The sequence below is a fragment of the Yoonia sp. F2084L genome (assembly GCF_023015625.1).
Lineage (GTDB): Bacteria > Pseudomonadota > Alphaproteobacteria > Rhodobacterales > Rhodobacteraceae > Yoonia.
Genome location: NZ_JALKAH010000011.1, coordinates 1 through 21,126, shown reverse-complemented (window position 1 = coordinate 21,126; position 21,126 = coordinate 1). Strand labels below are relative to the sequence as shown.

25 protein-coding genes are annotated in these 21,126 nt (G+C 51.8%); 11 read left to right on the top strand and 14 right to left on the bottom strand.

Going from position 1 to position 21,126, the window contains the following annotated elements; all coding sequences use genetic code 11:
- Window positions 1-94 precede the first annotated feature (94 nt).
- The 13 genes from MWU60_RS19460 to MWU60_RS19400 all read right to left on the bottom strand — a co-directional run bounded on the left by MWU60_RS19460 (window position 95) and on the right by MWU60_RS19400 (window position 12,577).
- The gene (locus MWU60_RS19460; RefSeq protein ID WP_247229102.1) at window positions 95-661 is read right to left on the bottom strand and encodes a hypothetical protein; all 567 of its coding nucleotides are present in this window, start codon (window positions 659-661) and stop codon (window positions 95-97) included.
- A 383-nt stretch (window positions 662-1,044) separates the two neighbouring features.
- Complete coding sequence (locus MWU60_RS19455) at window positions 1,045-1,449, bottom strand: hypothetical protein (RefSeq protein WP_247229101.1); 405 nt, start codon at window positions 1,447-1,449, stop codon at window positions 1,045-1,047.
- A gap of 52 nt (window positions 1,450-1,501) precedes the next feature.
- Window positions 1,502-2,968, bottom strand: a complete 1,467-nt coding sequence (locus MWU60_RS19450; RefSeq protein ID WP_247229100.1) for a hypothetical protein — start codon at window positions 2,966-2,968, stop codon at window positions 1,502-1,504.
- A gap of 254 nt (window positions 2,969-3,222) precedes the next feature.
- Entirely contained in the window at window positions 3,223-3,927 is a 705-nt protein-coding gene (locus tag MWU60_RS19445) for a hypothetical protein (RefSeq protein WP_247229099.1), read from the bottom strand.
- Window positions 3,924-5,561, bottom strand: coding sequence for an RNA-directed DNA polymerase (locus MWU60_RS19440; RefSeq protein WP_247229098.1), 1,638 nt, complete (start codon window positions 5,559-5,561; stop codon window positions 3,924-3,926). The genes MWU60_RS19445 and MWU60_RS19440 overlap by 4 nt, the downstream gene beginning before the upstream one ends.
- Before the next feature lie 119 nt (window positions 5,562-5,680).
- On the bottom strand, window positions 5,681-6,154 hold the full coding sequence (locus MWU60_RS19435; protein ID WP_348644720.1) for a Shedu immune nuclease family protein: 474 nt from the start codon (window positions 6,152-6,154) through the stop codon (window positions 5,681-5,683).
- Between the two features lie 102 nt (window positions 6,155-6,256).
- Window positions 6,257-6,871 carry a hypothetical protein gene (locus MWU60_RS19430; protein WP_247229096.1) on the bottom strand — a complete coding sequence of 205 codons (615 nt, stop codon included), beginning with the start codon at window positions 6,869-6,871 and terminating at the stop codon, window positions 6,257-6,259.
- A 764-nt stretch (window positions 6,872-7,635) separates the two neighbouring features.
- Window positions 7,636-8,310: a hypothetical protein gene (locus tag MWU60_RS19425; protein WP_247229095.1), complete on the bottom strand. Its 675-nt coding sequence runs from the start codon at window positions 8,308-8,310 to the stop codon at window positions 7,636-7,638.
- Window positions 8,301-9,077, bottom strand: a complete 777-nt coding sequence (locus MWU60_RS19420; protein ID WP_247229094.1) for a hypothetical protein — start codon at window positions 9,075-9,077, stop codon at window positions 8,301-8,303. The genes MWU60_RS19425 and MWU60_RS19420 overlap by 10 nt, the downstream gene beginning before the upstream one ends.
- A 71-nt stretch (window positions 9,078-9,148) precedes the next feature.
- Entirely contained in the window at window positions 9,149-9,769 is a 621-nt protein-coding gene (locus MWU60_RS19415; protein WP_247229093.1) for a DUF2272 domain-containing protein, read from the bottom strand.
- Window positions 9,770-9,904: 135 nt separating this feature from the next.
- On the bottom strand, window positions 9,905-10,792 hold the full coding sequence (locus MWU60_RS19410; protein WP_247229092.1) for a hypothetical protein: 888 nt from the start codon (window positions 10,790-10,792) through the stop codon (window positions 9,905-9,907).
- A 403-nt stretch (window positions 10,793-11,195) separates the two neighbouring features.
- Window positions 11,196-11,519 carry a dihydrodipicolinate reductase gene (locus MWU60_RS19405; protein ID WP_247229091.1) on the bottom strand — a complete coding sequence of 108 codons (324 nt, stop codon included), beginning with the start codon at window positions 11,517-11,519 and terminating at the stop codon, window positions 11,196-11,198.
- 50 nt (window positions 11,520-11,569) lie between these two features.
- The gene (locus MWU60_RS19400; RefSeq protein WP_247229090.1) at window positions 11,570-12,577 is read right to left on the bottom strand and encodes a helix-turn-helix domain-containing protein; all 1,008 of its coding nucleotides are present in this window, start codon (window positions 12,575-12,577) and stop codon (window positions 11,570-11,572) included.
- Window positions 12,578-12,715: 138 nt separating this feature from the next.
- Here MWU60_RS19400 and MWU60_RS19395 point away from each other — a divergent pair, with 138 nt between their 5' ends.
- The 9 genes from MWU60_RS19395 (at window position 12,716) to MWU60_RS19355 (ending at window position 19,279) form a co-directional block, all read left to right on the top strand.
- Complete coding sequence (locus MWU60_RS19395) at window positions 12,716-13,798, top strand: class I SAM-dependent methyltransferase (RefSeq protein WP_247229089.1); 1,083 nt, start codon at window positions 12,716-12,718, stop codon at window positions 13,796-13,798.
- Window positions 13,799-13,826: 28 nt separating this feature from the next.
- On the top strand, window positions 13,827-14,039 hold the full coding sequence (locus MWU60_RS19390) for a DUF1127 domain-containing protein (protein ID WP_247229088.1): 213 nt from the start codon (window positions 13,827-13,829) through the stop codon (window positions 14,037-14,039).
- Window positions 14,040-14,058: 19 nt separating this feature from the next.
- Entirely contained in the window at window positions 14,059-15,273 is a 1,215-nt protein-coding gene (locus MWU60_RS19385) for an NAD(P)/FAD-dependent oxidoreductase (protein WP_247229087.1), read from the top strand.
- A 23-nt stretch (window positions 15,274-15,296) separates the two neighbouring features.
- Window positions 15,297-15,839 carry a hypothetical protein gene (locus tag MWU60_RS19380; RefSeq protein WP_247229086.1) on the top strand — a complete coding sequence of 181 codons (543 nt, stop codon included), beginning with the start codon at window positions 15,297-15,299 and terminating at the stop codon, window positions 15,837-15,839.
- A gap of 57 nt (window positions 15,840-15,896) precedes the next feature.
- Complete coding sequence (locus MWU60_RS19375; protein WP_247229085.1) at window positions 15,897-16,664, top strand: class I SAM-dependent methyltransferase; 768 nt, start codon at window positions 15,897-15,899, stop codon at window positions 16,662-16,664.
- Window positions 16,661-17,047 carry a hypothetical protein gene (locus MWU60_RS19370; RefSeq protein WP_247229084.1) on the top strand — a complete coding sequence of 129 codons (387 nt, stop codon included), beginning with the start codon at window positions 16,661-16,663 and terminating at the stop codon, window positions 17,045-17,047. The genes MWU60_RS19375 and MWU60_RS19370 overlap by 4 nt, the downstream gene beginning before the upstream one ends.
- Before the next feature lie 29 nt (window positions 17,048-17,076).
- Window positions 17,077-17,487: a Rid family hydrolase gene (locus MWU60_RS19365; protein WP_247229083.1), complete on the top strand. Its 411-nt coding sequence runs from the start codon at window positions 17,077-17,079 to the stop codon at window positions 17,485-17,487.
- Window positions 17,488-17,649: 162 nt separating this feature from the next.
- Window positions 17,650-18,273 (top strand): isochorismatase family cysteine hydrolase, encoded by a 624-nt coding sequence (locus MWU60_RS19360; protein WP_247229082.1) that lies wholly within the window; start codon window positions 17,650-17,652, stop codon window positions 18,271-18,273.
- Window positions 18,274-18,652: 379 nt separating this feature from the next.
- Complete coding sequence (locus MWU60_RS19355; RefSeq protein ID WP_247229081.1) at window positions 18,653-19,279, top strand: LysE family translocator; 627 nt, start codon at window positions 18,653-18,655, stop codon at window positions 19,277-19,279.
- Window positions 19,280-19,586: 307 nt separating this feature from the next.
- Here MWU60_RS19355 and MWU60_RS19350 read toward each other — a convergent pair whose 3' ends face one another.
- Entirely contained in the window at window positions 19,587-20,090 is a 504-nt protein-coding gene (locus tag MWU60_RS19350; protein WP_247229080.1) for a hypothetical protein, read from the bottom strand.
- 112 nt (window positions 20,091-20,202) lie between these two features.
- Here MWU60_RS19350 and MWU60_RS19345 point away from each other — a divergent pair, with 112 nt between their 5' ends.
- On the top strand, window positions 20,203-20,409 hold the full coding sequence (locus tag MWU60_RS19345) for a helix-turn-helix transcriptional regulator (RefSeq protein WP_247229079.1): 207 nt from the start codon (window positions 20,203-20,205) through the stop codon (window positions 20,407-20,409).
- A 23-nt stretch (window positions 20,410-20,432) separates the two neighbouring features.
- Complete coding sequence (locus tag MWU60_RS19340; protein WP_247229078.1) at window positions 20,433-21,005, top strand: hypothetical protein; 573 nt, start codon at window positions 20,433-20,435, stop codon at window positions 21,003-21,005.
- Window positions 21,006-21,126 lie beyond the last annotated feature (121 nt).

The window sequence follows — 21,126 nt, the reverse complement described above, 5'->3', positions numbered from 1 at the left end:
CTGGAACCCATCGGGAATATCCCGCCTGCAGAAGCCGAGGCAAACTTCTACGCGGCTCTGGAAAGATCAGACATGGCCGCGTAACTAAGACAAATCAGCCTCCGGCAAACCCGGCGCGGTTCAGCAACCGTGTTTTTCCTGTTCCATTGTAGCCGATCAGCGCGTTAATCCTATTGGGCAATCGGCCAATACGGCGAAAATCAAAGTCGACAGTGAATGAGTTTGAGAAATCTGAGGCGCGCGTCTTGAACTTCATCATGAAACCGCGGCGTCGTCGCGGGCTTGGACGTTTTGGGGCCTGTAAAAGGCGCGCGGCATCAGTAATTGTTCGCTTCGCACCGCTAAACCTGAGCAGCGATACACGATAGCCTTCAGTGTCCTCGACCAACGCTTTGGCATCATCATCATACGCGATGTCATGAAGAGCACTCAAATAGGGTTCGAAAACCTCCCGACCAAGCTTGTAAAGCGTCTCATAGTAGTCGAGGTCCGCTCCAAGAGATGCAAATCCTTCATCTAGCTGAGTGAAGGGCTTTCGAGGCATGTCTGTATAGCCACCGGTCTGATCGACTTCAACGATTTTTACACTTCCAAGGTCGATGCTCTCTTTTTTTTGAAAGATGGAGAGTGACGTGGAAAGTCGACTTATAGCCATAGTCATCCCAGTTATCCTGCACCAACACAGCATGTGGAAAGCGGCCGGTTCTTGATGACTTTCCCTCTTTGAAATCTACTATAAATCGCAAGACTAAATCCCATATCCTGTTTTTCGTGGTCAGAATCACAATAGATCATTTGATTGGCAATAGCCCGCTTGAGATGATTGTTGTTATGCTCCAAATCGGCACTCTTATGGTCCAATGACAATAACTGTCGAACGACAGTCAGTTATGAATTTATGCTGTGATCATATCAAATGAAATCATATACTTACGATACTCCGCCGACAGAGGTTTTGCACTTATCGACACGCAATCATGAACTTGGAGGGCGTAACGCCCCGCCAGTAAGGCAGGAAGATGCTCGCTGTTCCGTCAATGTTCCCTAAATCTGGTCGATCTGTTCTTGCAGATGTTCGCGGAAGCTCGACAACGAACCGCTGAGATTCTGCACCGAAAACTGAAAGGTAGCCCAAGCGATGATTACCAAAACAACCATCGCCGCAGACAGAGACACTACAATAGCAACCAGTCCGACCTGGCCTCTCAAGCTTGCCGTCGACCACATTGTTTTGATGGATGTTGCGACATCCGCAAACACAAAGCCCCAGATGGCGAGCGCAGCAGCGAAGGCCATTGCGCCAATGAAAAACGCAACAATACCCAACATCACAAGTGACAGCTCGGGGTAGTCCTGCGCATCAAGCAAAAACTTGAGTGTGAATGCAACGCCAGCGCCCAGTAAGGTCATGCTGGCAAGAAAGAATTTGGCTTGGTCTTCAATTTTCATTTGTGGCTCCAATGGCGTGAACATTGGGGCCACTATTCTTTACGTACTCGACCTATGGCAGTGCGGATTCCCTTACTAGACTGCGCCAATCGAGTGGCGCACGCCGGAGTTCGTCAGTTAGATCGTTGCGCCAGAATATACGGTTGCACTTTTTTGGAATTTCCAAAGGCAAAATACCATCATTCGCGAGCCTTTGCTGGACCGCAAATGGCTGCATGAACAGCGTCTTGGCGAGGAGCCCGAGCGGTACATACTTTTGAAGAAAACCATCAATGTCCTCTGCCCAGAACCGATGTTCAACCTTGTTGTTGAAGTTGTTTTTTAGCCGTTCGCCAGAAATCAGTTTCTCCCGGACCAAGTATGCGACCGTCGTATCGTTGATGTGGAGTATCGATTTCAGGTCTGTCTTAGAAAAATCCGGCCGCTGCGATTGCGCCAATTTGCTGCGGACTTCTTCAATATTTAGAGTGATATCCTGAAACGACGTTGCACACTTGCAGTGCTCCACTCTTGTCATAGAACCTGAGCAAATCCATTGGCACATTGTGTCAAGTCGAACGGAGTACATTGTCCGCAACGCTCTCAGTGATGCGAACCCCTCCGACTGAATATCGACAGAGTCACTGTGTGAAAACATTTTCTGCTGAAACTGTGATATGTCAAATGAGTCATATCGCTCATTGCAGTCCGGTATTTGCAGGGGCGCGGAAAGTAAGTTTTTTTCAACCAAACGTGCCAACACTACCCTATCAACACCCAGAGCGCGTTCTGCCTCGTATGGCAACAGCGACCGGCAAAACCGTTCAACAATCGGAATAGTGTGGTCCGCTTTGACCATGGGAATCTTGTACGGTCGGAAGTCACATTGCAATTCTCTGAGGATTTTTCGGGCGATGACAATGTTCAGTCCGTAGTCTCTCGCCAGCGACGCCGGACAGTAGTTTTGCCTTTCTGGGCAAACCCTGCCTAGAAAACGCTCTCCTGCGTCAAATGAATACTCTTCAAAACTGAATTGCGCGACTGCTTCCAGAATAGGTCCGCAATCGATGCCAGCCCTTTGGATACGCTTGAGCCATGTGTAAAAAATTAAAAAATCGCTGGAGAAAGTGCTGCCAGCTGTGGCCGACCCTCGACGAGCTTGTCTTAATGCACTTTGAATTCCGGTTGGGCCTTTCCGCGCCGCGTTGAAACCAAATTCGGTCGCGATTGCCACCTCTTCCGGGGTGCAAGAAACAATAGATCGCTTCTTGCTATGCAAGAGCGCCATCCCCAAGTTTTCGCACAGCTGTCCCACTAGAGCCAACGAGAACTGATCCAACCAACTGTTGGCATTGGTTCCTGATAGGCGCTGTACTTGATATCCTGACAAGTCGGCGCAAAAGCGGCCATGCCCGGGCTGAGCGGTGTCTTCAATAAAATCCCACCGGTCGTCTATTTGCCCCCGAACGTCCAAGACGCTACGCTGTCGAGACCTTTGCGGAAGAGGCTGCAAGAGCATTCCGTGGTGGGGACTGCTCATTACAAACTCACTCGGCACTGCCTTTAATTACTGTTCGGCATCGGTTGCATGACATTTAACAGTAGCATTGGCCTCAAGCGTGTAGACCTCACATATCGGAACGCTTGTGGCCAATGCGGGACAGAGGGCGGAGAAAGGTCGTTCGCTGCAGCAACTAGACTTAAGGGGTGTTCCAAAGAAAGCAGACGTTCCATTGGTCATTTTACCTGTTTCTACCTTCGTCGCGTCTCAACCAATAAATGTCACCGACCCAACTAACGGGAAAGCTCGCCACTCGAGAAAACTTGCACAATCATTGCGAACAAATCTTCTGCAGAACGACCGGAAATATCGACACAAAGCTGACCAACTGACATTTCAAATGATACACCTCGCCTGGGGTTTACCAAGCCAATGGAAGGGATTTCAGCTTCGCGCGATGCTGAGTTTAGCGCTGCGTAAGTCAAAAGTTGTCTTAAGTCGGCTCCTCTAAAAGACCGATCGACGGTCTTCACCTCGAACAGCGTTGATTTGGTTAAGATGTCGCCCTCAGAGGCGTCTACAAATCCACACCCCTTAAACAGAGGACGAGTTTTCATCGGTAGGTTGGTGCCTTTGAAGAACGCTATTAGCCTCTTCTCAATTTCTGCGGCCTCTGCTTTCTCGCTTTGCTGCAACGGCGCATCCAGATCTACGCCTTGTCCAAGAAAAGGTCTGAGTCTACGTCTTGTATCGTTCCAAGCATTTTCGTGTAACTTTGCTGAATTTGTCGGTTTTTCTGCACATCGGAGAACTTCCACCATCATAGAAAATGCAAATTCCGCGATCAGTGCTTTGCGGCCTGTCTTTTCCGATTTCATAGGGACATCAAACCGATCTAGATACTCAAGATTCAAGCGTCGGGTGAAATGCTCCAACATTGGGGCGGCTTCTGCCCAAAAGGCACTGTACGTTGACGAGAAGGTTGCAGCGTCAATCACAACGGGACACTCCAGTTCTGCTGTGCCTGCATCTTCTCTCCGGCCCACTTCAAAACGAGCATCTCAAAAGGATCAAACTCCTTTTTCATATGATCTCGCCAGTGCTTGCCTTCGTCCTTTAAGATAAAGGAGGACGCGATAAATGCCCGTCTCTCTGGCGCGCTCAACTCTCGGTAACGGTTCTTAAGGTCGGACAGCCAATACCATTCACCCCAACGGGCCATAACCAGAATGATGTCCCGCCGGATAAGCTCCGAAGGCCGACTATCAAACAACTTTTGGAGCAGGAACTGGACTTGGGGAGTATTACTATGAGCTAGGACACGGATCGCGAAGCTCATGTGCATATCGACTCTAAAGACGTGAGAGTCTTGATCAATAAGTTGATGAATTTTGTTCAATACTGCATTTTGGGTAGCTTCTTCTAGATGATCAAACTGGTCATCGATCATCATCAACACCGATGAGAAAATCGGGTAAAGGACATCGCAGTTGTCCATCACAGACAATACCGCATCCTGTTTCGACTTACCCTCAAGAAACTTGATTGCGGCAATTATCTTCCGAGCCAAAGACGTGTGAACGCGGCTCTTGGCCAATTCTTCTTTAAGCATGCCTATAATATCAAATTTCCGGACCTCTGCCTTCAGCGCTTCGTAGTCGTCGTCAGCGGTTGGTGAGTAAGGGTCGAACCTAAGCGAAAAGCGCATTAGGGTGCTGCGTGAGTGGTCAATTGCTGCATCTGCGGCCTGCTCGTCTTCAGGCTTCTGTTCATCCTTGATTGGACTCGTAGCCTTAAACTCTGTTGACGTCATAATTCTTGTCTTTGACTTCTGTAGGGTAAGTCCCTGATTTATGAATAACTTCTCAGACAGAAAAATGAGGTTACGGTAAGCATCCTCTTTTGTTTGGGCAAACAAATGGTAGTCATCTGCAAATCTAGTAAATACGATACCTTTCGATTGGAGCAGGCGATCAACTTGATTGATGGTAATCTCCGAAAGTAGCCGGGCCGCTGGTCCACCGATGGGCAAGCCAAACGAGTTTGTGTTGGAGAAGTTTGAAAGAAAGTTCATTATTCTCTTGGGATATGGGGTCTCTCCAGCCACTTGTCTGAGAGCGTTTTCTAGCCTGTGGTGACCTAACCTAGGATAGAACTCAGAGATATCGCAGATCACAGTAAAAGGATGAATTTCAGCCAATTCCAATGACTTTCTCATGAACTGCAGCCAACCAATTTCACGAGAGAAAACGTCCCCAGTTTCCGAGTTTGGTTCAAATCTATAAGAAAAAACCGCCTCATTCTCACGACCGACTCTGGCCCGCTCAATCGACTCTCCGATTGCTGTAACGGAGGCGAGAAAATGTGCATTCCACATCGGGTCAATTTGAGTGGCCCATCGAAAACCCGAGTACGTGACCGGCGTCAACGAGCTGACATTTTTCGGTGGAAACTGGTTCAAATATTGGTCAAAATTCTCATCGTACTCAACAACTAAGTCAACCGCCTGTTCTTCCTTGTCAAAAAACGCATGATTTTCAAACGGAAATGGAAATATGTCGGTATCACCGTGTTTAATAACATTCTGAACGGCTAGTTTAGCAGCATTCTTGAAGTCTGCTTTGGTGACCATTAATAAAATCCCTTAATTCAATGCTTGAGCTCGGCAACTATGACGATAGTCAGCTTGTTAGCTCGTATCAACTCCAGTCCTTTCCGAAACGCATACGGATTATGTAGGACGCATGACACTTAGAATGGAATGTCCCCTCCGTCCTCATTCTCACTAGACACGCCTGAATTTTCAGTATGATCAACGATGAACCGTGCCCGCTCGTACAGCTCGTCAAAGGTGAGGATCTCGGGTTGGCGAAGATTTCGACGGAAGCCTTCGAAAGCTTGGTAACGCGATGCATTCACGCCGTGTTCGGTTTGGAACTGGGCAAGATTGCCGATCACCAAAAATGATCTGGGCTGAACCGACATCAGTTCCTCTCCCGTCAGGTTGCCTTGCTCGTCGGAAAAGCGATGATATGTATCCAGAGCATCAGTCGCCGTGCGCAAAGTCTCTTGGCACTGAGCCACCGCCCCACTGAGTTCCGCCGTTGGCACCCATGTTCCAGAGCGGTACTCGATTTTTTTCAGAAGCCCCGTCGAGCTCTTTTTGATCTCCACTAGGCACAGCGCACTTATGGCGGCGCGAGTCTTCATGATCCCATCTGGAATCTTGCCCGGCGCAACGAGACTGGACTCACGGATCGTTTGTTGAAGTGCGCGTCCATCTAGCCCGGTCGTAAAGATGTAGCTGAGCCCATAGCCAAATATCCACTAGTTGCGTTCAAAGAACTCTTGCCAAGTGCTTTCTGAGATATCAACGGAGTCGTCGAGCATATCTGAAAAGGCTTTCAGTTGTTCACGGCGATATGCGAGAGCGACCACGTCCTCGGTCGTAATCTGGCTACGTGCAAATTCGGCAACAAGGTCAGGGCGGTCTTCAAGAATTTTGCGGGCCTCAGCATCTGGCATGTGGACTAGCTGTAAATCGGCCTCGTTGACGTTAAATTTTGCAGGCCCGGGTATTTCTAAGCGACGGATATTTTCCAAAAACTCCAACAATCTGGAAATTTGCTCACCGTACAGCACGACCTGATCACCCATCGGGTTTCCAGATTTGGTACTCCACCTCTGAATGTGCAGATGGGTTATTCCCCTTCCATCTTCTATGAAACGAGCCTTTATTTGTTGGAAGCCCGTATCCGTTTCATGAAGAATGAACTCATCACCATCCTTGACGAGCTCTTTCAATGGTCCGGCCTCGAACCTTTTCCATCCATGCCGGTAAACCGTTTCTTTTCCAGAATAGCTGAAACTCTTTAAGATATAGAGCCTGTCTGGAACACGGTTTTTGGCATACTCAAATTCCTCAAAATCAACTTCCGGCATAAATTATTCCAAAAATTATGTTCATCACTGAGCCTACAGCCTCTGATAGTGCTGCCGCAAGTCAATGCAGCTGCGCCGTACTCAGCTTCAATGAGCATTCCTAGGCCGCTTGGTATCAATCACGCAGACCGCCACCGACCGGAGCGATACGTCCAAACCAACAAAGTAATCCATTTCGTTCTCCTCAAATTGCAGAAACCACTGCAACTCTATCAAGAACCTGACCCTGCAACCTGGTCAGCCCGATTACTCATGCTTCGTCCGCAGTGTGTGAGTTCGTCTATCAACTGAATTTGCGGTTGCGGCGAATGACGGCTAAGCGGGCTGCGACCGCAGCATCTTGAACAGCGGGCCAAGGTCCGCAATGGGCCGCTTGTTGGGGCAGCACGATCCACCAAGTGAACATGCTGCGATCGATCTAACGGCGGTAGTGAGCCCAATCTGCTCGATGTTGCAATGTGTATGAAAGTCCGTTCCCTTCGTTATCGTCTCTCAAACATCCGCTTCATATTCTTTGATCGTTCCGATGATCTATTCGTTCGAAACCTGAGTTTCAAACGTTCATCCTATGACTGGACGGATTGCTAGCATGTCAATGGCTGAATTTCAGGGAGCTAGGTCATAATGTATCGCGTGGCTGAGATCGAAACTCAGGTCCTGGCGATCATGTATGCAGCGCGGTTTTCACCTACAAATGGTTAGGGAAGCGAATTTAACAGATCACTGAGATTGTTTCGAAATCAACTCCCGCGACGAGCATTATCTTACTCTTCGGTTTCGACTTCACTTTCATCGTCGGATGTCTCTTCGGAAACCGCAGTTGTCCGTGTATCAGACTCTGATAGGTTGGTCGGATTTAGGCTGAACACGCGATCAACAAATAAATACAAGAAGCCGAGTGAAAGAACGAGGATGACCACACCTGTCACCGCTGAAGTTACCTGAACTTTTTGAAGTGATAGTATCAACTCTGTCTTCTCGCTTGCGCTGGCATTGGCGAGGGCAGCTTGAAGTTCTTGGTTCTTGATCAGTTCGTCATCCTTTTTGGATTTTCTCAACCCGCCAATCACCTCCTGGTAAGAGAGAAAAATACCTAACGAAGCGACGCCCATAACTAAAAATAGGATCAACCACCCCGCTGTAAGTTGCCACTCGAGAACCGCAACAGCATGCTCACGTAGATCCTGTTCATACTTGTAATGATCAATCTGCGCCTGATTGTATTGGTCTATCACCTGTACTGCGCTTGGATCATTCACAGTTAGTTCGTCGACCTGCTGCTGTAGTTCAGCAGCTCTTGCAGCGGCAGCATTCGCGGCTTCCAGAAAGAGGTCTCGCTCCGTCGTTATTGGGTCAAGTGTGCCGCTGGGTTCAGTTTGAGCAAGAGCTACCGAACTGAAAAGAAAAGCAATCAAAAATGTGGCGATCGTCAGTCGCATGAGCAAGTTTCACTTTTGGGATCAATTGGAACTATGTATTCGCATGCAGCGGGAAGAGTTTTTTCAGGCACCCGATCTGGACAAGAATATGGGAAGATTGATGCGACAATAGGTTGTGTTCCGCCTCCACCGGGTGGTGGCCGATTTGGCCTAGGAACCCATGGGATGCCCATTCCTTTGTCTAGTAAGCTTTGAAACCTCTCTAGTTCTTCGCCCGTTAGCTCGTTGCGACGCTCATACAAGTCCCGGAATTCTTGGTTTTCAGCAGTTGAAAGATCGTCGAATTGTTCCGGTATTGCATTTAGGAAAACATCTGGGCTGAGCTCAATAACGCCATATATGTCAAAATTACCAGATTCCGGATTGTATTTCGATCCTGGGAATGAAGCGGTGAGATCCGCGGCATAGGCGGCACCTAAGTCAATGGTTCCTTCTGTCCCTTGAAGCTCTCGAAACGTATCGGCAAGTTGTATCTGTTCTGCTAGGGCGGAATACGCATTTGCATCAAAGCCGCCATCCGCAAAACTTGATATGAACTGGTCTCTCGACGATCTATAGGTGTTTTCGAGGCCGATGATCGGCGGATCAGCAGCGATTATGAGCGTGCCGCCTGGGGAAGGTACGAGCAACAAGCCACCGTTGTTTTCCAGTAAACGGGCTGCATCCTGCGCTTGCATCCCCCATGGCAGATCCGGATTTTGGGAAAATTGACCCTGAGGCGCAATAACGACTTCAAATCCTTGAGCGATACTGGCTGTCGATGGCACGCAAGAAAGAAGCGAGCACCCGAGCAGTAGGTGCGTATAGCTCCATGTTTGTTCACTTTTTTGCGCTAAGGTCACTTTTGGCACTCAAGAACTACAAACCATTTTTCTGAGGTGTCCGTTAACTCCCCATTCGAATTGGTTCTGAGTGTTTTCTTGGTAACACTGTGCATAACATTACCGCCGATAACATCTACTGAACGATCTGATACCTTAGTTACGATATCACAGTGGCTGTTGTACCAACCAATTTGAAGCGCGTTGTCGATTGAGATACGTCGATCACCCCACCAATAAGCGACCATGTCTCCTTCCTTTAGACGGGAAGAATTTTTCTTATGAGCCCGATAGATGGCATCGCCATTGTTTGCATTCATAGCACGAATTGCTGCGTTGATGTAGTGAGCATGGCCTGCGGAGTATTTGAATCCATCTCCAGCTTTGGCTGCATCCATACAGAAGGAAATGAATGCAGCTGACCAAGGCCAGCCGCGATCGCGGCCTGTCAAGTGTTTATACTGTGGTTTATATCGTTCGTGCACCAGCTTCCAATAGTCGTTTACTCTGAGGTAGACGCCATCTTGATATTCAACTTTCCCGACACGTGTCGTCCCATCGAGCTTCTTTACGGATCGGTCGAAATATTCCCACTCGTCCAACGCAGCTGCAACAAGACGCTTTGTAAATTGCGACATCTCTTACTCCACCTAAAATAATCGGTTCAAAAATTTGATAGTGCTTAATGACACAACGTTAACTCCACCAATCATCTGCTTCTCTGACAACAATCGTATAGCACCGTTGGACAGCGCTACTTGAAGACCGGCCACTCAGGTGCCAGAACTCGGCAAAAGGCACCCTTGGACTTCTTGAGTGAGGCCATCTGCAGATGACAAGAAGCCAGCGCTCTTAAGATCCCTGTTAGCCTCGATATTTGCCGCAAGCGTTGTTGCATAATCATCAACCAAGGTCGCGTAGTCTGGAAACCTTCCTCTGGTCAATTCGTCGCGCAAAATGAAACGCGATTTGATCATACCTTCGGCAATAATGCCAAATCCGGTATCAGATGGACCTTCTGTTTGGCCTTCATACCTTCGTGCTGCTCCAGCGATGCAGAGTGATCTCTTTGACGCTCGAAGAAGTGCATCGGACGTTCCTTGAGGGTCCAAGTACGCGGCCCCTTGATTGATAGACAACCCCAACAATCCAACTCCGGTTATCTGTCTAACGGTAGCGTCTGTAGCTGCTCCATATGCAGCAACAGCCGCTGTCGAAAGGACACTCAACGCCGCTACATCCTGCTCCGTGGCAACTCTGTCGGATAGCTTTAGATACTCTTCTGACAAGCGTCCGTTGAAACGGACGAGGTACGAGACGTCGTTCAAATCATAGATGCTTGTGGCGACAATGTCTCGTGAGGTGACCCCTGCTGAACCATTTTGCCTCTGGGCCTCTGTCGCACCCTCTATCGGTACACAATCTGGTTCTGTCGGACCAATTTCACAGGTCGACCCTTTTTTTGTAAGGACCTGCGCGTCTATCAGGCCACGCTCTAAGTTTCCTACCCTGGTTCTGTTACCGCAGCCGATGAGTGATACGACTACCAACAAAAGTCCGACACATCTTAACACACTCATACCGCTTACCTTGATGCACCATTCAACCTCGTGGCGAAATTCAACCACCTTAGACAGCATCACGTCAACTGATTCTATCAAAGGCTTGTCATTGTTCTCTGATGAACTTAACCGAAGCCAACACCAGAAACCCTCTACTAGATATGACTTTCAACTGAAGTTCCGGACCCCCAACTGCCATAGCGCACATCGGCCATCGAATAGATATGAAGCGAAAGTCAAGAATGAGCCCATTCTGTGAGTTTGATTTTCTTGCTGCGTGCGCTCGCAGCGAGAAAATGATCCGTCAGCGTAAGAATTGTGGCTGCCGCGCGGCGGGAAAACCAGCCATTCGTGCAGAGTGCAGCAAGGATGGGAGGCGGAATTCACAGACAGCTGACAAAGTTAGCTTTCATTGTGGCTACGCCTACGTCTCCTTAGTTGGGGCTTAGGGCATTGACGGCATATAAGGTCATCGAACGTTTTCTTCAGCAGCAGTCTCTTTTTATCCAGGGACGCTTTTACCGATCTCGACAACTGCAGAGTCTCCCATGCCTTTGTCTCTCGTGTAGCGCATTTGATCATTCGAAATTTCGATGACTTCGCAGTCTACTCCCAGATCTTTGCCTTCCAACTCGGCTTTGCGACAAAAGAAGCCATCGCGCCAAACCCAGGATCCAGAAAATTTCTGGCCGTCCGCCGTGCCGGAAATCCGGCCGTCGGGGTAGATCACGAATTCCAGTCCTCCGCTCGTCAGGTGCTTGCCTGTGATCTGCTCGCAGAACATCCCAACGTTGTTAATTCTTTGCCAAATCAGTTTATCAGACATAGTCTTTCTTTCATTTCTTGTTTTTGCTTGTGCTCAGAGCAGACGGATTATTACTCTGTCGGTGCTAACGCCTGCCATTTTTTGCGATATGCTGAGGCGGAAAGCCCCACCCGCTTGCGGAAGGCGGCGCGAAAACTTGAAGGCTCTGAATAACCGATATCCGCTGATATTTCTTCAATTGGCATCACCGTTGTTTCCAGCAGCTGCTTGGCTTCTTCCACGCGCAGCGTTTGAATGTAGTCAGTCGGTGCTTGGCCTGTCGCCTTCTTGAATCGTCGCAGGAAACCGCGCTCGGTCATCTGCGCGCGTTCTGCCATGGCGGCCACCGGGCTTGGAACATCGTAGTTTTGTGCCGCCCAAACCTGCGCATCTGCGATCAGCTGGTCTTCATGCTGCCGCCCCGAGGTCAGGGATGCATAGCTCAACAACCCATCGTCATGTGGATTTATCAGGTAGATCTTCGCAATGCGTCGCGCTTCATCTGCGCCAGCAAAACGGGTGATAAGATAAAGCATCAAATCAGCCCAGGATGAATGGCCGCCTGCCGTGACGACCCGGTGCCCTTCGCCCACCGGCACCAGGACACGTTCGCAACGGACCGTCACCTCTGGACAATTCCGGCCCAACATTTCTGCATAGCCCCAGTGGGTCGTGGCTTCTTCTTGGTCAAGCAGACCCGCAGCACCCAACAGCACCGCGCCCGAGCATACGGATGTTACGATCGCACCGCGCTGGTAGGCCGCCGCGACCCAGTCAGCAATCATGCGGTAACCCTCTGGAAAGTCGCCGCTTGGATCAAATTGCATGTCCGGCACGATGATCAGATCAGGCTGAGGGTCTTCAGGCAGCATCGCATCGGGTGTGATCTTACGTCCATTTACGTCCCAATAAGGCGCGCCATCAATGGTTCTCAGACTTGCCTGAAACACGGGCACCTGTGTTGGCAACCCGTGCAACATTTCCCAATCCCGCCCCACTGATGAAAGAACATCAAGGATCGAAAACAGGACCGAGGTGCTGGAGAGTGGGGTGCCGATGACAGTCGTTATAAGCTGCATTATTCAAAATACCAATCTAAAATGTCTGATTACAACCGATTTGTTCTTTTTTGCTTCTAACCGAGTTTATCTTGGCAGTCCATAAGCAATGCAAGAAAGCGGCAAAGATTTCGTCACATCAAAGAACAGGAGCACCACATGACCTACCAAACCAAGACCATCGCATTCGACGACGCCAAGGCAGAATCCTTCGCAAATCGCTTTGTCGGCACGCTGAACGAAGCAGCCGTTGCAATCATGACCTCGCTTGGCCACCGCGCCGGGCTTTTCGACGCCCTGTCGGTTCATCCCGGCCTCACCTCGACGACGCTGGCCGAACGCGCCGGTGTGACCGAACGGTACTTGCGCGAATGGCTAGGCGTGATGGTGACCTCGGGTATCGTGGATTACGAACCTCAGGACGGCACCTACACGCTTCCACCCGAACATGGCGCAGTCCTGACACGTGCGGCCAGCCCGGACAACATGGCGGTGACGACCCAGTTCATCTGCGTCGCTGCCGCGGTCGAGGACGAATTGCTGGACCGGTTCCGCAACGGCGGCGGGCTTTGCTATCACCATTATGACCGCTTCCACGAGGTCATGGCCGAAGACAGCGCGCAATTGGTGGTCGCCAACCTGACGGGGGCTATCCTGCCGATTGTGCCGGGCCTGATCGAACGGATGGAGGACGGTATCGACGTCGCCGATTTCGGCTGCGGCGGTGGTCGGGCAATGATGGCGCTGGCCCGCGCGTTTCCAAACAGTCGCTTCCACGGGTACGACTTGTGTGAGGATGCATTCGATGCGACCCGCATGCGGGCCGAAGCGGAAGGCCTTAGCAACCTCCATTTCAAGGCACGCGACTTGTCGTCCAGTGACCCTCTCGGGCCATTCGACCTTATCTGTGGCTTCGATGCGGTCCACGATCAGGCTGACCCAAAGGCGTTTTTGCGGATCACCAAGCGCTCGCTGCGTCCCGGGGGTGTGTTCCTGATGCAGGACATCGGCGGATCGCGGGACTTGGAAAAGAACATCGAGAATCCGTTTGCGCCGCTGCTCTACATGATTTCGAGCATGCACTGCACGCCGATTTCAATTGGGCAAGGCGGTCCCGGGCTTGGGGCCATGTGGGGCGTTGAAACCGCCGAAGAGTATTTGGCCGAAGCAGGATTTGCATCGGTCGAAACCCATCGTCTGCCGCATGACCCCCTCAATGCATATTTTGTCGCCCACGATTGAGGGCGGCTGTCAAACAAGGACAAATGACATGACAACGATTTCACTTATCGCGGCACCACACCGCTATCGCCTCGGTCTTCCAGAACGCTTACGGGACCGGATTGCAGCTATCTCAGTGCGTCGCCAGAAGCGTCGCGAACTGCGCGAACTTGCACAGCTTCCAAAGCATCTATTGCGGGATATCGGTCTGGAACATCACGTGCCCGACCGATCCCCCGATGTCATCACATTTTGGCGCTAGACGGGCGAAAGGACAGAACATGAAAACCGATCATCACGGAAGCACTATCGTTATCGGTGCTGGGCTTTCTGGACTAGCCACTGCGCGCGCGCTGTCAGACCGCGGCGTGCGGGTCGAGGTGCTGGAAGCTGCACAGAATATCGCTGAACCCTGGCGGGCACGTCACCCGGCGCTGCGCCTGAATATCCACCGCAAGTTTGCTGCGTTACCTGGTCAGAAAGCACCCACCACCGATGGCGTCTATCTTAAGCGCGATACGGTTGTGCAGTACCTTGAAGCCTACGCAAAGCACCTGAATGCGCCGATCCATTTTGGCGCGGAGGTGACAAACCTTCTGCGCACTGCGGCAGGGTGGCAAGTCACCACGCCTTTGCGTGTCTTTCATGCCGAGAATGTCGTGGTCGCGACCGGGCGGGAGAGTAGGCCATACATACCAGATTGGCCTGGGCGGGACGGTTTCGAAGGTGAACTGATACATGCCTCGGCCCTCGGAGATGTATCCCGCTTCAACGGCAAGCGTGTTTTTGTTGTGGGTGCGGGCAATTCGGGGTCTGACGTCCTCAACCACTTGTCGCGGCATCATCCCGCTGAAGTCACGGTCTCGGTACGCCACGGTCCTGCGGTTGTTCCGCAACGGATCTTTGGGTTCCCACTGCATCGCTTGGCGCGTGTGTTTGCGGCTTTGCCAGCTTGGGTTCTTGATCCTGCATTCCGTCTCACTGAACGGCTGTTTCTGGGCGATCTGCGGCAGTATGGGCTCTTCAGCCATCCCGATGGTGGCGGTACGCGACTACTGCGCGATGGCGTTACCTTCGCAATTGATGATGGGTTTGTCGCGGCTCTAAAAGCCGGTAAATCGTACATCGCACCAAGTGTGACAAAGTTCGACGGAGCGCGCGTTTATACCGCTGACAGCATGTATGAAACGCCCGATGTTGTCATCGCTGCAACCGGATATCGATCTGGCTTGGAACCGCTTGTTGGCGATCTTGGCGTGCTTGGTGAAAATGGCCAACCACATCATCCCATGGGTGAAGCTGATCCCGATAATCCCGGTCTATGGTTCACCGGCTACAAGCCAATCTTTACCGGCTATTTTGAAGCCGCTGGCATTTCGGCAAACCGGATTGCTTCGTCCATCATTGCGAATGCTCTCCCCAAGGGGCGCTCCAATGTCCCCAGAGACGAAGGCACCCAGCAACCCATTACCCTCGCGAATGCAAATCCGCGCTAACCCAAGCAAGAAGGATCTAATCCATGAAACTGAATAACCTCATCTTCGCTACCATTGTTGCCGCGACACCCTTTGCGGCCCATGCGGACCCGCTTGCCGCCTTTGACGTCGCCGAAGACTTGTCGCGTTTCGTCTACGCAAGCGCCCCGGTTTTCGATGATGGCATGCCCGCTTACGGCAACGCCTTTGTCACCCAGGGCTACATCTATCCCGCCGGAACACTTGATGGTGGAGTCGAAGGGACGCTCACGAATGGTGATCCCGCTTTTCCTGACCTTGTGATCGGCGAATGGACCTGCGACGGTTATTTCGTAGCAGATGGCATGCGCACCGAAACGGGTGCCATGGTGATCACCCGGCAGGTCTATCGCTTCAACGACGGTGATCTGCTGATCAGCCACGGCCCCGAATTGGCCGATCCCGGCGTGTCTGTCACCCGTGCTGTCACCGGAGGCACCGGCGACTATGCCGAGGCCCCCGCAGAGATTACGCAAGTCCTGCTGGGCATGAGCGACGGCTACGGCGTGCGCTTGCAGGTTGAACTGAACACGGATGGCGCGTCCTGATCGTTGGACCGGCTCTTGGCTTCCCAGGAGCCGGTCCACCCTGCACGGAAGAACAACATGAAGATCGAACATCAAGAGACACGCAACGACGATATAGACCGCCTCGCGATGTATCGCGAGATCCAACGGGCGGTTCCCGGTCTGGACACGATCTACCGCCTTGCGCTGTCGTTGGTTGCCGACCAACCCTCTGCCACCCCCCGAGTGCTTATCGTAGGGGCAGGAGGCGGACGTGAGATCGAGACTTTCGGCACCGGCGCTCCAAAAGCAACAATCACCGCAGTCGATCCATCGGCTGAGAACCTCGCGATGGCAAGACGCGTTGTGGGACCGGCAACGAGCGTGCAGTTCGTGGAAGGGCGTGTTGACGACCTGCGCCCAGACGAAACTTTCGATGTCGCGACCTCGCTTCTCGTGATGCATCATATTGCCGATGACGGCGCGAAACTGGCTTATCTGCGCGCCATCCGGGCTCGGTTGGCTACGGGAGGTTTGCTCATCCACGCTGATATCTGTCATAATGATCCAGAAGAGTTCGAGCGCCTCGTGCCAATCTACAAGGCGCATGCCCGGCATGTTGGCGCGACCGCCGATGCAACGCATTTGGAGCTTCAGGCCATTCCCACGCTGCCGCTGGTTACATCGGACCGTATCCACGCGCTTTTTGAACAGGCCGGTTTTGCCGCTCCGAGAGAAGTCTTTCGATCGCTCTGGTATCGTTGCTGGGTCAGCGTGCCAGCATCAAAAAGCAAGAAAGCAACTCCGTCGGCGCCCCCCGGTGGCAGCCAAGACATTGCCAATTATGATCAAGGAAAACCGACATGACCGCCCAACGACTCCAATTCCTCCTCGCCCTGATCTTTCTTGTTTTGGGGGGATGGTGCCTGATCTTTCCCGCGATGGTCATCAGCCTGACATTCCTGCCGGAATTCGCCGCAGCAACGGATCAAGCACGTTTCATCATGGGCTGCTTCGGCGCGCAGGCTGTCCTGACCGGAACGCTTATGCTGACGGCGCGCTTTACACCGATGACCTTTCTGGTCTTTGGGCTGGCAGGCTCGATACCCTTCTTCGCGTTCAACTATTGGTTTGTTTTCGTTGAGCCAGTTCTGAATCAGTGGATGCTGCTCGACTTCGTGGGCAACCTCGGGATTCTAGTCACGGGGATCTGGGGATGGCGGCTAAGCAAGCAAGAGCAGAAAGTGTAGCATTCGATGAAAACCAATGGGGGTAGATCATGCACTTACCTATAAATCCCGCGGGCATGGCGGCACCTACAAGTCACTATAATCACGCATTCTATATTGAGCCCGGTTCGGCATGGATGACCCTTTCCGGCCAGTTGGGTGAGCGAGCGGACGGTAGCTGCCCTGAAAGCGTAATTGAACAGTCAGAACTGGCCTGGCAGAACGTCCTCACTATCCTTGCCGAGAAGGGTTTGGGCATCACGAACGTCGCCAAAGTCACGAGCTATGTCGTTGATGAGGAAAATATCGACAGCTACGTTCAGGTGCACAAACGCGTCGTTGGCGAGCATATGCCGCCATGGACTTTAGTGATTGTTCCGGCACTCGGACGACCGCTTTATAAAGTTGAAGTGGATGTGACTGCCGCCGGGATCGTCGGTATTGAAACTGCCGTTCGGTGACAGGCTTAAGACATGGACGTGCTTCCACAGTCTCAACCCGCTGCCATCTGGCAGGATCAGACAACGTGTCGATTGGGTCATCATCGCAGATGCAAAGCTGTCACCCAAAGTAACCGCAGTTCTAACCGAGAAATTCAACGCAGAGAATAAGTGGAGTTTGATATGATCTGGACAATACCCGCCCTCGCCCTCTTGGGCATATTCGTATGGTTTGCAAACGGCATAAGGAAGATTGGCGCTGTAAGTGTTGATGAGCCAATTGAAGCACGATCTGAAACGGCTTTGCTGTTGATTGATCTTCAAACAGCTTTCTGGGACGCAGGTACATTTTCCGACACAGCGAAAGTGGAGGCCAAGGAACGCATTGTAGCCGAAGTGAAGCAAGCGAAGGCCGCCGGGATGCCCGTCATCGGCGTGCGGCACGAATGGTCAATTCCATCGACAAAGGCCGTCGCAAAGCTTTTGGGAAAGGGACTCGCGATCGAGGGCACGGCCGGAACCGAGTTGATCGCACCGCTCGATGACCTTGCCGACCACACGGTGGTAAAGCGTGTTCAGGATGCGTTTGAGACGAGAGAACTCGACGGTCTCCTAAAACAACTTGCTGTTGGAAAACTCCGCATTGTTGGGCTCGACATGAATTACTGTGTCGCCAAGACCGCACTTGCCGCGCGTCAGCGAGGATATGAGGTCGAGATCATCAAGCAAGGTGTTTTGACCGCGAACCAACAGATGTCCGAGAAAACAATCGATCTGCTCAAAAGAAAGCAAGTAACGTTGCATTAGATCGGGCTCACTTGATGACAGCGACCCCAAGAACGTCTGCATATACTAACTCGCCACGAGAGCTTTCCAGTCGTCGATTTGGTCGCTTTGAATTGCACACATCGTTCAAAAAAATACTTCATCCTTTTGCTATGTGAGGTGCCCCTAGTTTTCTAGACACCTGCCTCGTTCATTTTCTTCTGTTCTGTTTCATAGTCAACTGGCGACAAGCCCCAATGCAGCGTCGTTGCTCTCTCGATCGACGGCAGATGGCTGAGTGCGCCTGGACCGTGCCCATGGGGGCTGGTCCCGCCGCCGGGCGAAGCATCGACGTGGAGAGCCCTTTACTGCCCTTAGACCCCTCGCGTAGAATCACCTCTGCTGACATAGGGAGATGGCGATGCCTGATATGACTGTGCTTCTGACTTATCTTGCAATACTGGTCGGCTTCGTTTTCTTTCCGGGGCCATCGATCTTGCTAACATTGGCACGAGCCTCCACCTCGGGGACGCGGGCGGGAATAGCCACGAGCCTAGGCATTGGCTTGGGAGATGTGATTCACACTCTGCTGGCTGTCATAGGCGTGTCGGCCATCGTTATGGCATCTGCCAATGCTTTTCTGGTAGTGAAGTTGCTGGGCGCTGGATATCTGATCTACATTGGTCTTCGTAGCATCTTCGATCGGACGTCTATCCAGGGCCAGCCTGATTTGCCGCTGATTACTCCGCGCAAAGCATTCCGACAGGCATGTCTCGCTGAAGTGCTAAACCCGAAATCGGCCATGTTCTTCCTAGCGTTCTTGCCGCAATTCGTTGTTCCTGATCAGGGAAACGTCCCCCTGCAACTCCTGGTGCTTGGCCTGTTGTTCGTCGTGGTGGGGACTGCTGCCACGCTTTTGGTGGCTGTCGGCGCAGGCGCTATCGGAGCAACCTTGCGCAGCAACCCCGCAATACAGCATTGGCAAGGAAAAGTTGTGGGCACGTTGTATTGCGCTCTGGGTATCCGACTTGCATTTCAACAGCGCTGATTACCGGCAGCGAAACTGGCCTTTCGCGCATTTTCTGTGAATGGCTGCTTTGTCCGCGTCTCGATGGTTCACGCCGACCGCAAAGAAAGGTCAGTTTGGAAATCAACCGCTTTTGCCCAATCCAATGGCCGGTTCGGTGATATGTTCTGCACTGCCAAATGTGCGCCGCTGCAACTGCGAATATATGCTGCGTGAGCAATAGCTGCATGCACATAAGGCAGCTTCGTCCCGCGTGGCGGACCTTTATGGGAGCTACCGCGAGGGTCTGCTTTTGCGCATTTGTTCACGCGGCATCGCGCATGGGCTGCTATGTTGAGTTCGGTTCAAACAGATGATCCGCAAGTCTTGCAATGGTCGGTATGATTTTGAACTGACCTTTGTTCAATACTCTAATGCCGTTGCGCTTGGCTTTATGTCCGTCTTTGTCTGCCTTGGAGTGTTTACCAATTTTTTCGCCGAGACCAGGTAGGGCATCTCCGGGGTCACCACCAAACCAAAGGAAGTTTGCCAGTTCGAGTGTCTTGGGATCGAACTGAATCCAAATGACGCAACCAGAGGGCCGGTCCGCCAGTTTGACGTTGACCTTTTGTCGCGTCGTCTTTGCTCCAACAAAGCTCGACTTCAGCTGAACATGGCGTTGAACTCCATCTGCTTCGAGTAGCACGTCGTAGCCGCTGCGATCAGTGTGGCTTCGCAAAATGTCCATCTCGACACTGCGTTTCCACATCTCGCGGCAAAGCTCTCCAAGAAAACCATACTCAAGGTACTGTTCTCTCAGGCTTGACGCGGCATTATGTAAGGTGTCTGGCATTGGCGTCCCGTTTTAAGGTTCGGACAGTCATGCTTCGCCGCCGCCATCAGTCAAGCAAAAAGAGACTCATAGTCTGTAGATACATTGTGTGCATCTATGGCTCAAGATTGGGATGGATATTCGCAAGCGGGTCGGTCTCAATCTCAAGAAATACCGTAAGGCGGCTGGCTTCTCGCAGGAGGGTCTGGCACTGGAGTGCGGTTTGCACCGAACCTATGTGAGTGGTGTGGAGCGCGGCGTGCGCAATCCAACTGTTGTGGTATTGGAACAGATTGCGAAGTCATTGGGCATTCCAGCCGCCCGGCTTCTTGATGAGTAGTCGGAGCGAACGTTAGAGTTTCAATGCCAAGAAAGATCGATACTCATCCCAACGAACAATCTGCGGCTCTGCCAACTGACGTTGTCGACGCGTACAAAATGCCGTCCGACATTGAAACAATGCTGCCCAGCGACCTAACCACGGAAAAGTACGCCACGGCGCTTGAAGACATAAGGTACGCCCTCGGTGAATATGCCTGGGAGTATGGGGTTGGGCCATATCGCTACACACGTGCCAAAGCTTCCAAGGCTTTGCGTGATCTGCTCAAGACGGGTGAGTTTGACCATCATACGCTGACAACACTCAATCAACGTGCGTACAACCTTCTCTTCGATTGCATTGACGACACTGCTGTTCAGCAATGGATGCTGCTCGGGGGAGATGCCCGCCCGCCCCTTGCGGCACTTGAACTGGCTGCGCAACGCGCGATCTTGTTAAATGACAGCCAGAAAGGGCCGGAGTCGTCCATTCCGCTAGAAATCCTCGTCGCAAGGCTTTGCCATGTGTATGAAGCCGCGACCGGCAAAAGTGTAACGCATCACACTAAGTCACGCGATCTTGCGTATACTCAAACCGCTCAGTCCAACGCGGGGTGAACCGCGCCGGGTTTGCCGGAGGCTGATTTGTCTTAGTTACGCGGCCATGTCTGATCTTTCCAGAGCCGCGTAGAAGTTTGCCTCGGCTTCTGCAGGCGGGATATTCCCGATGGGTTCCAGC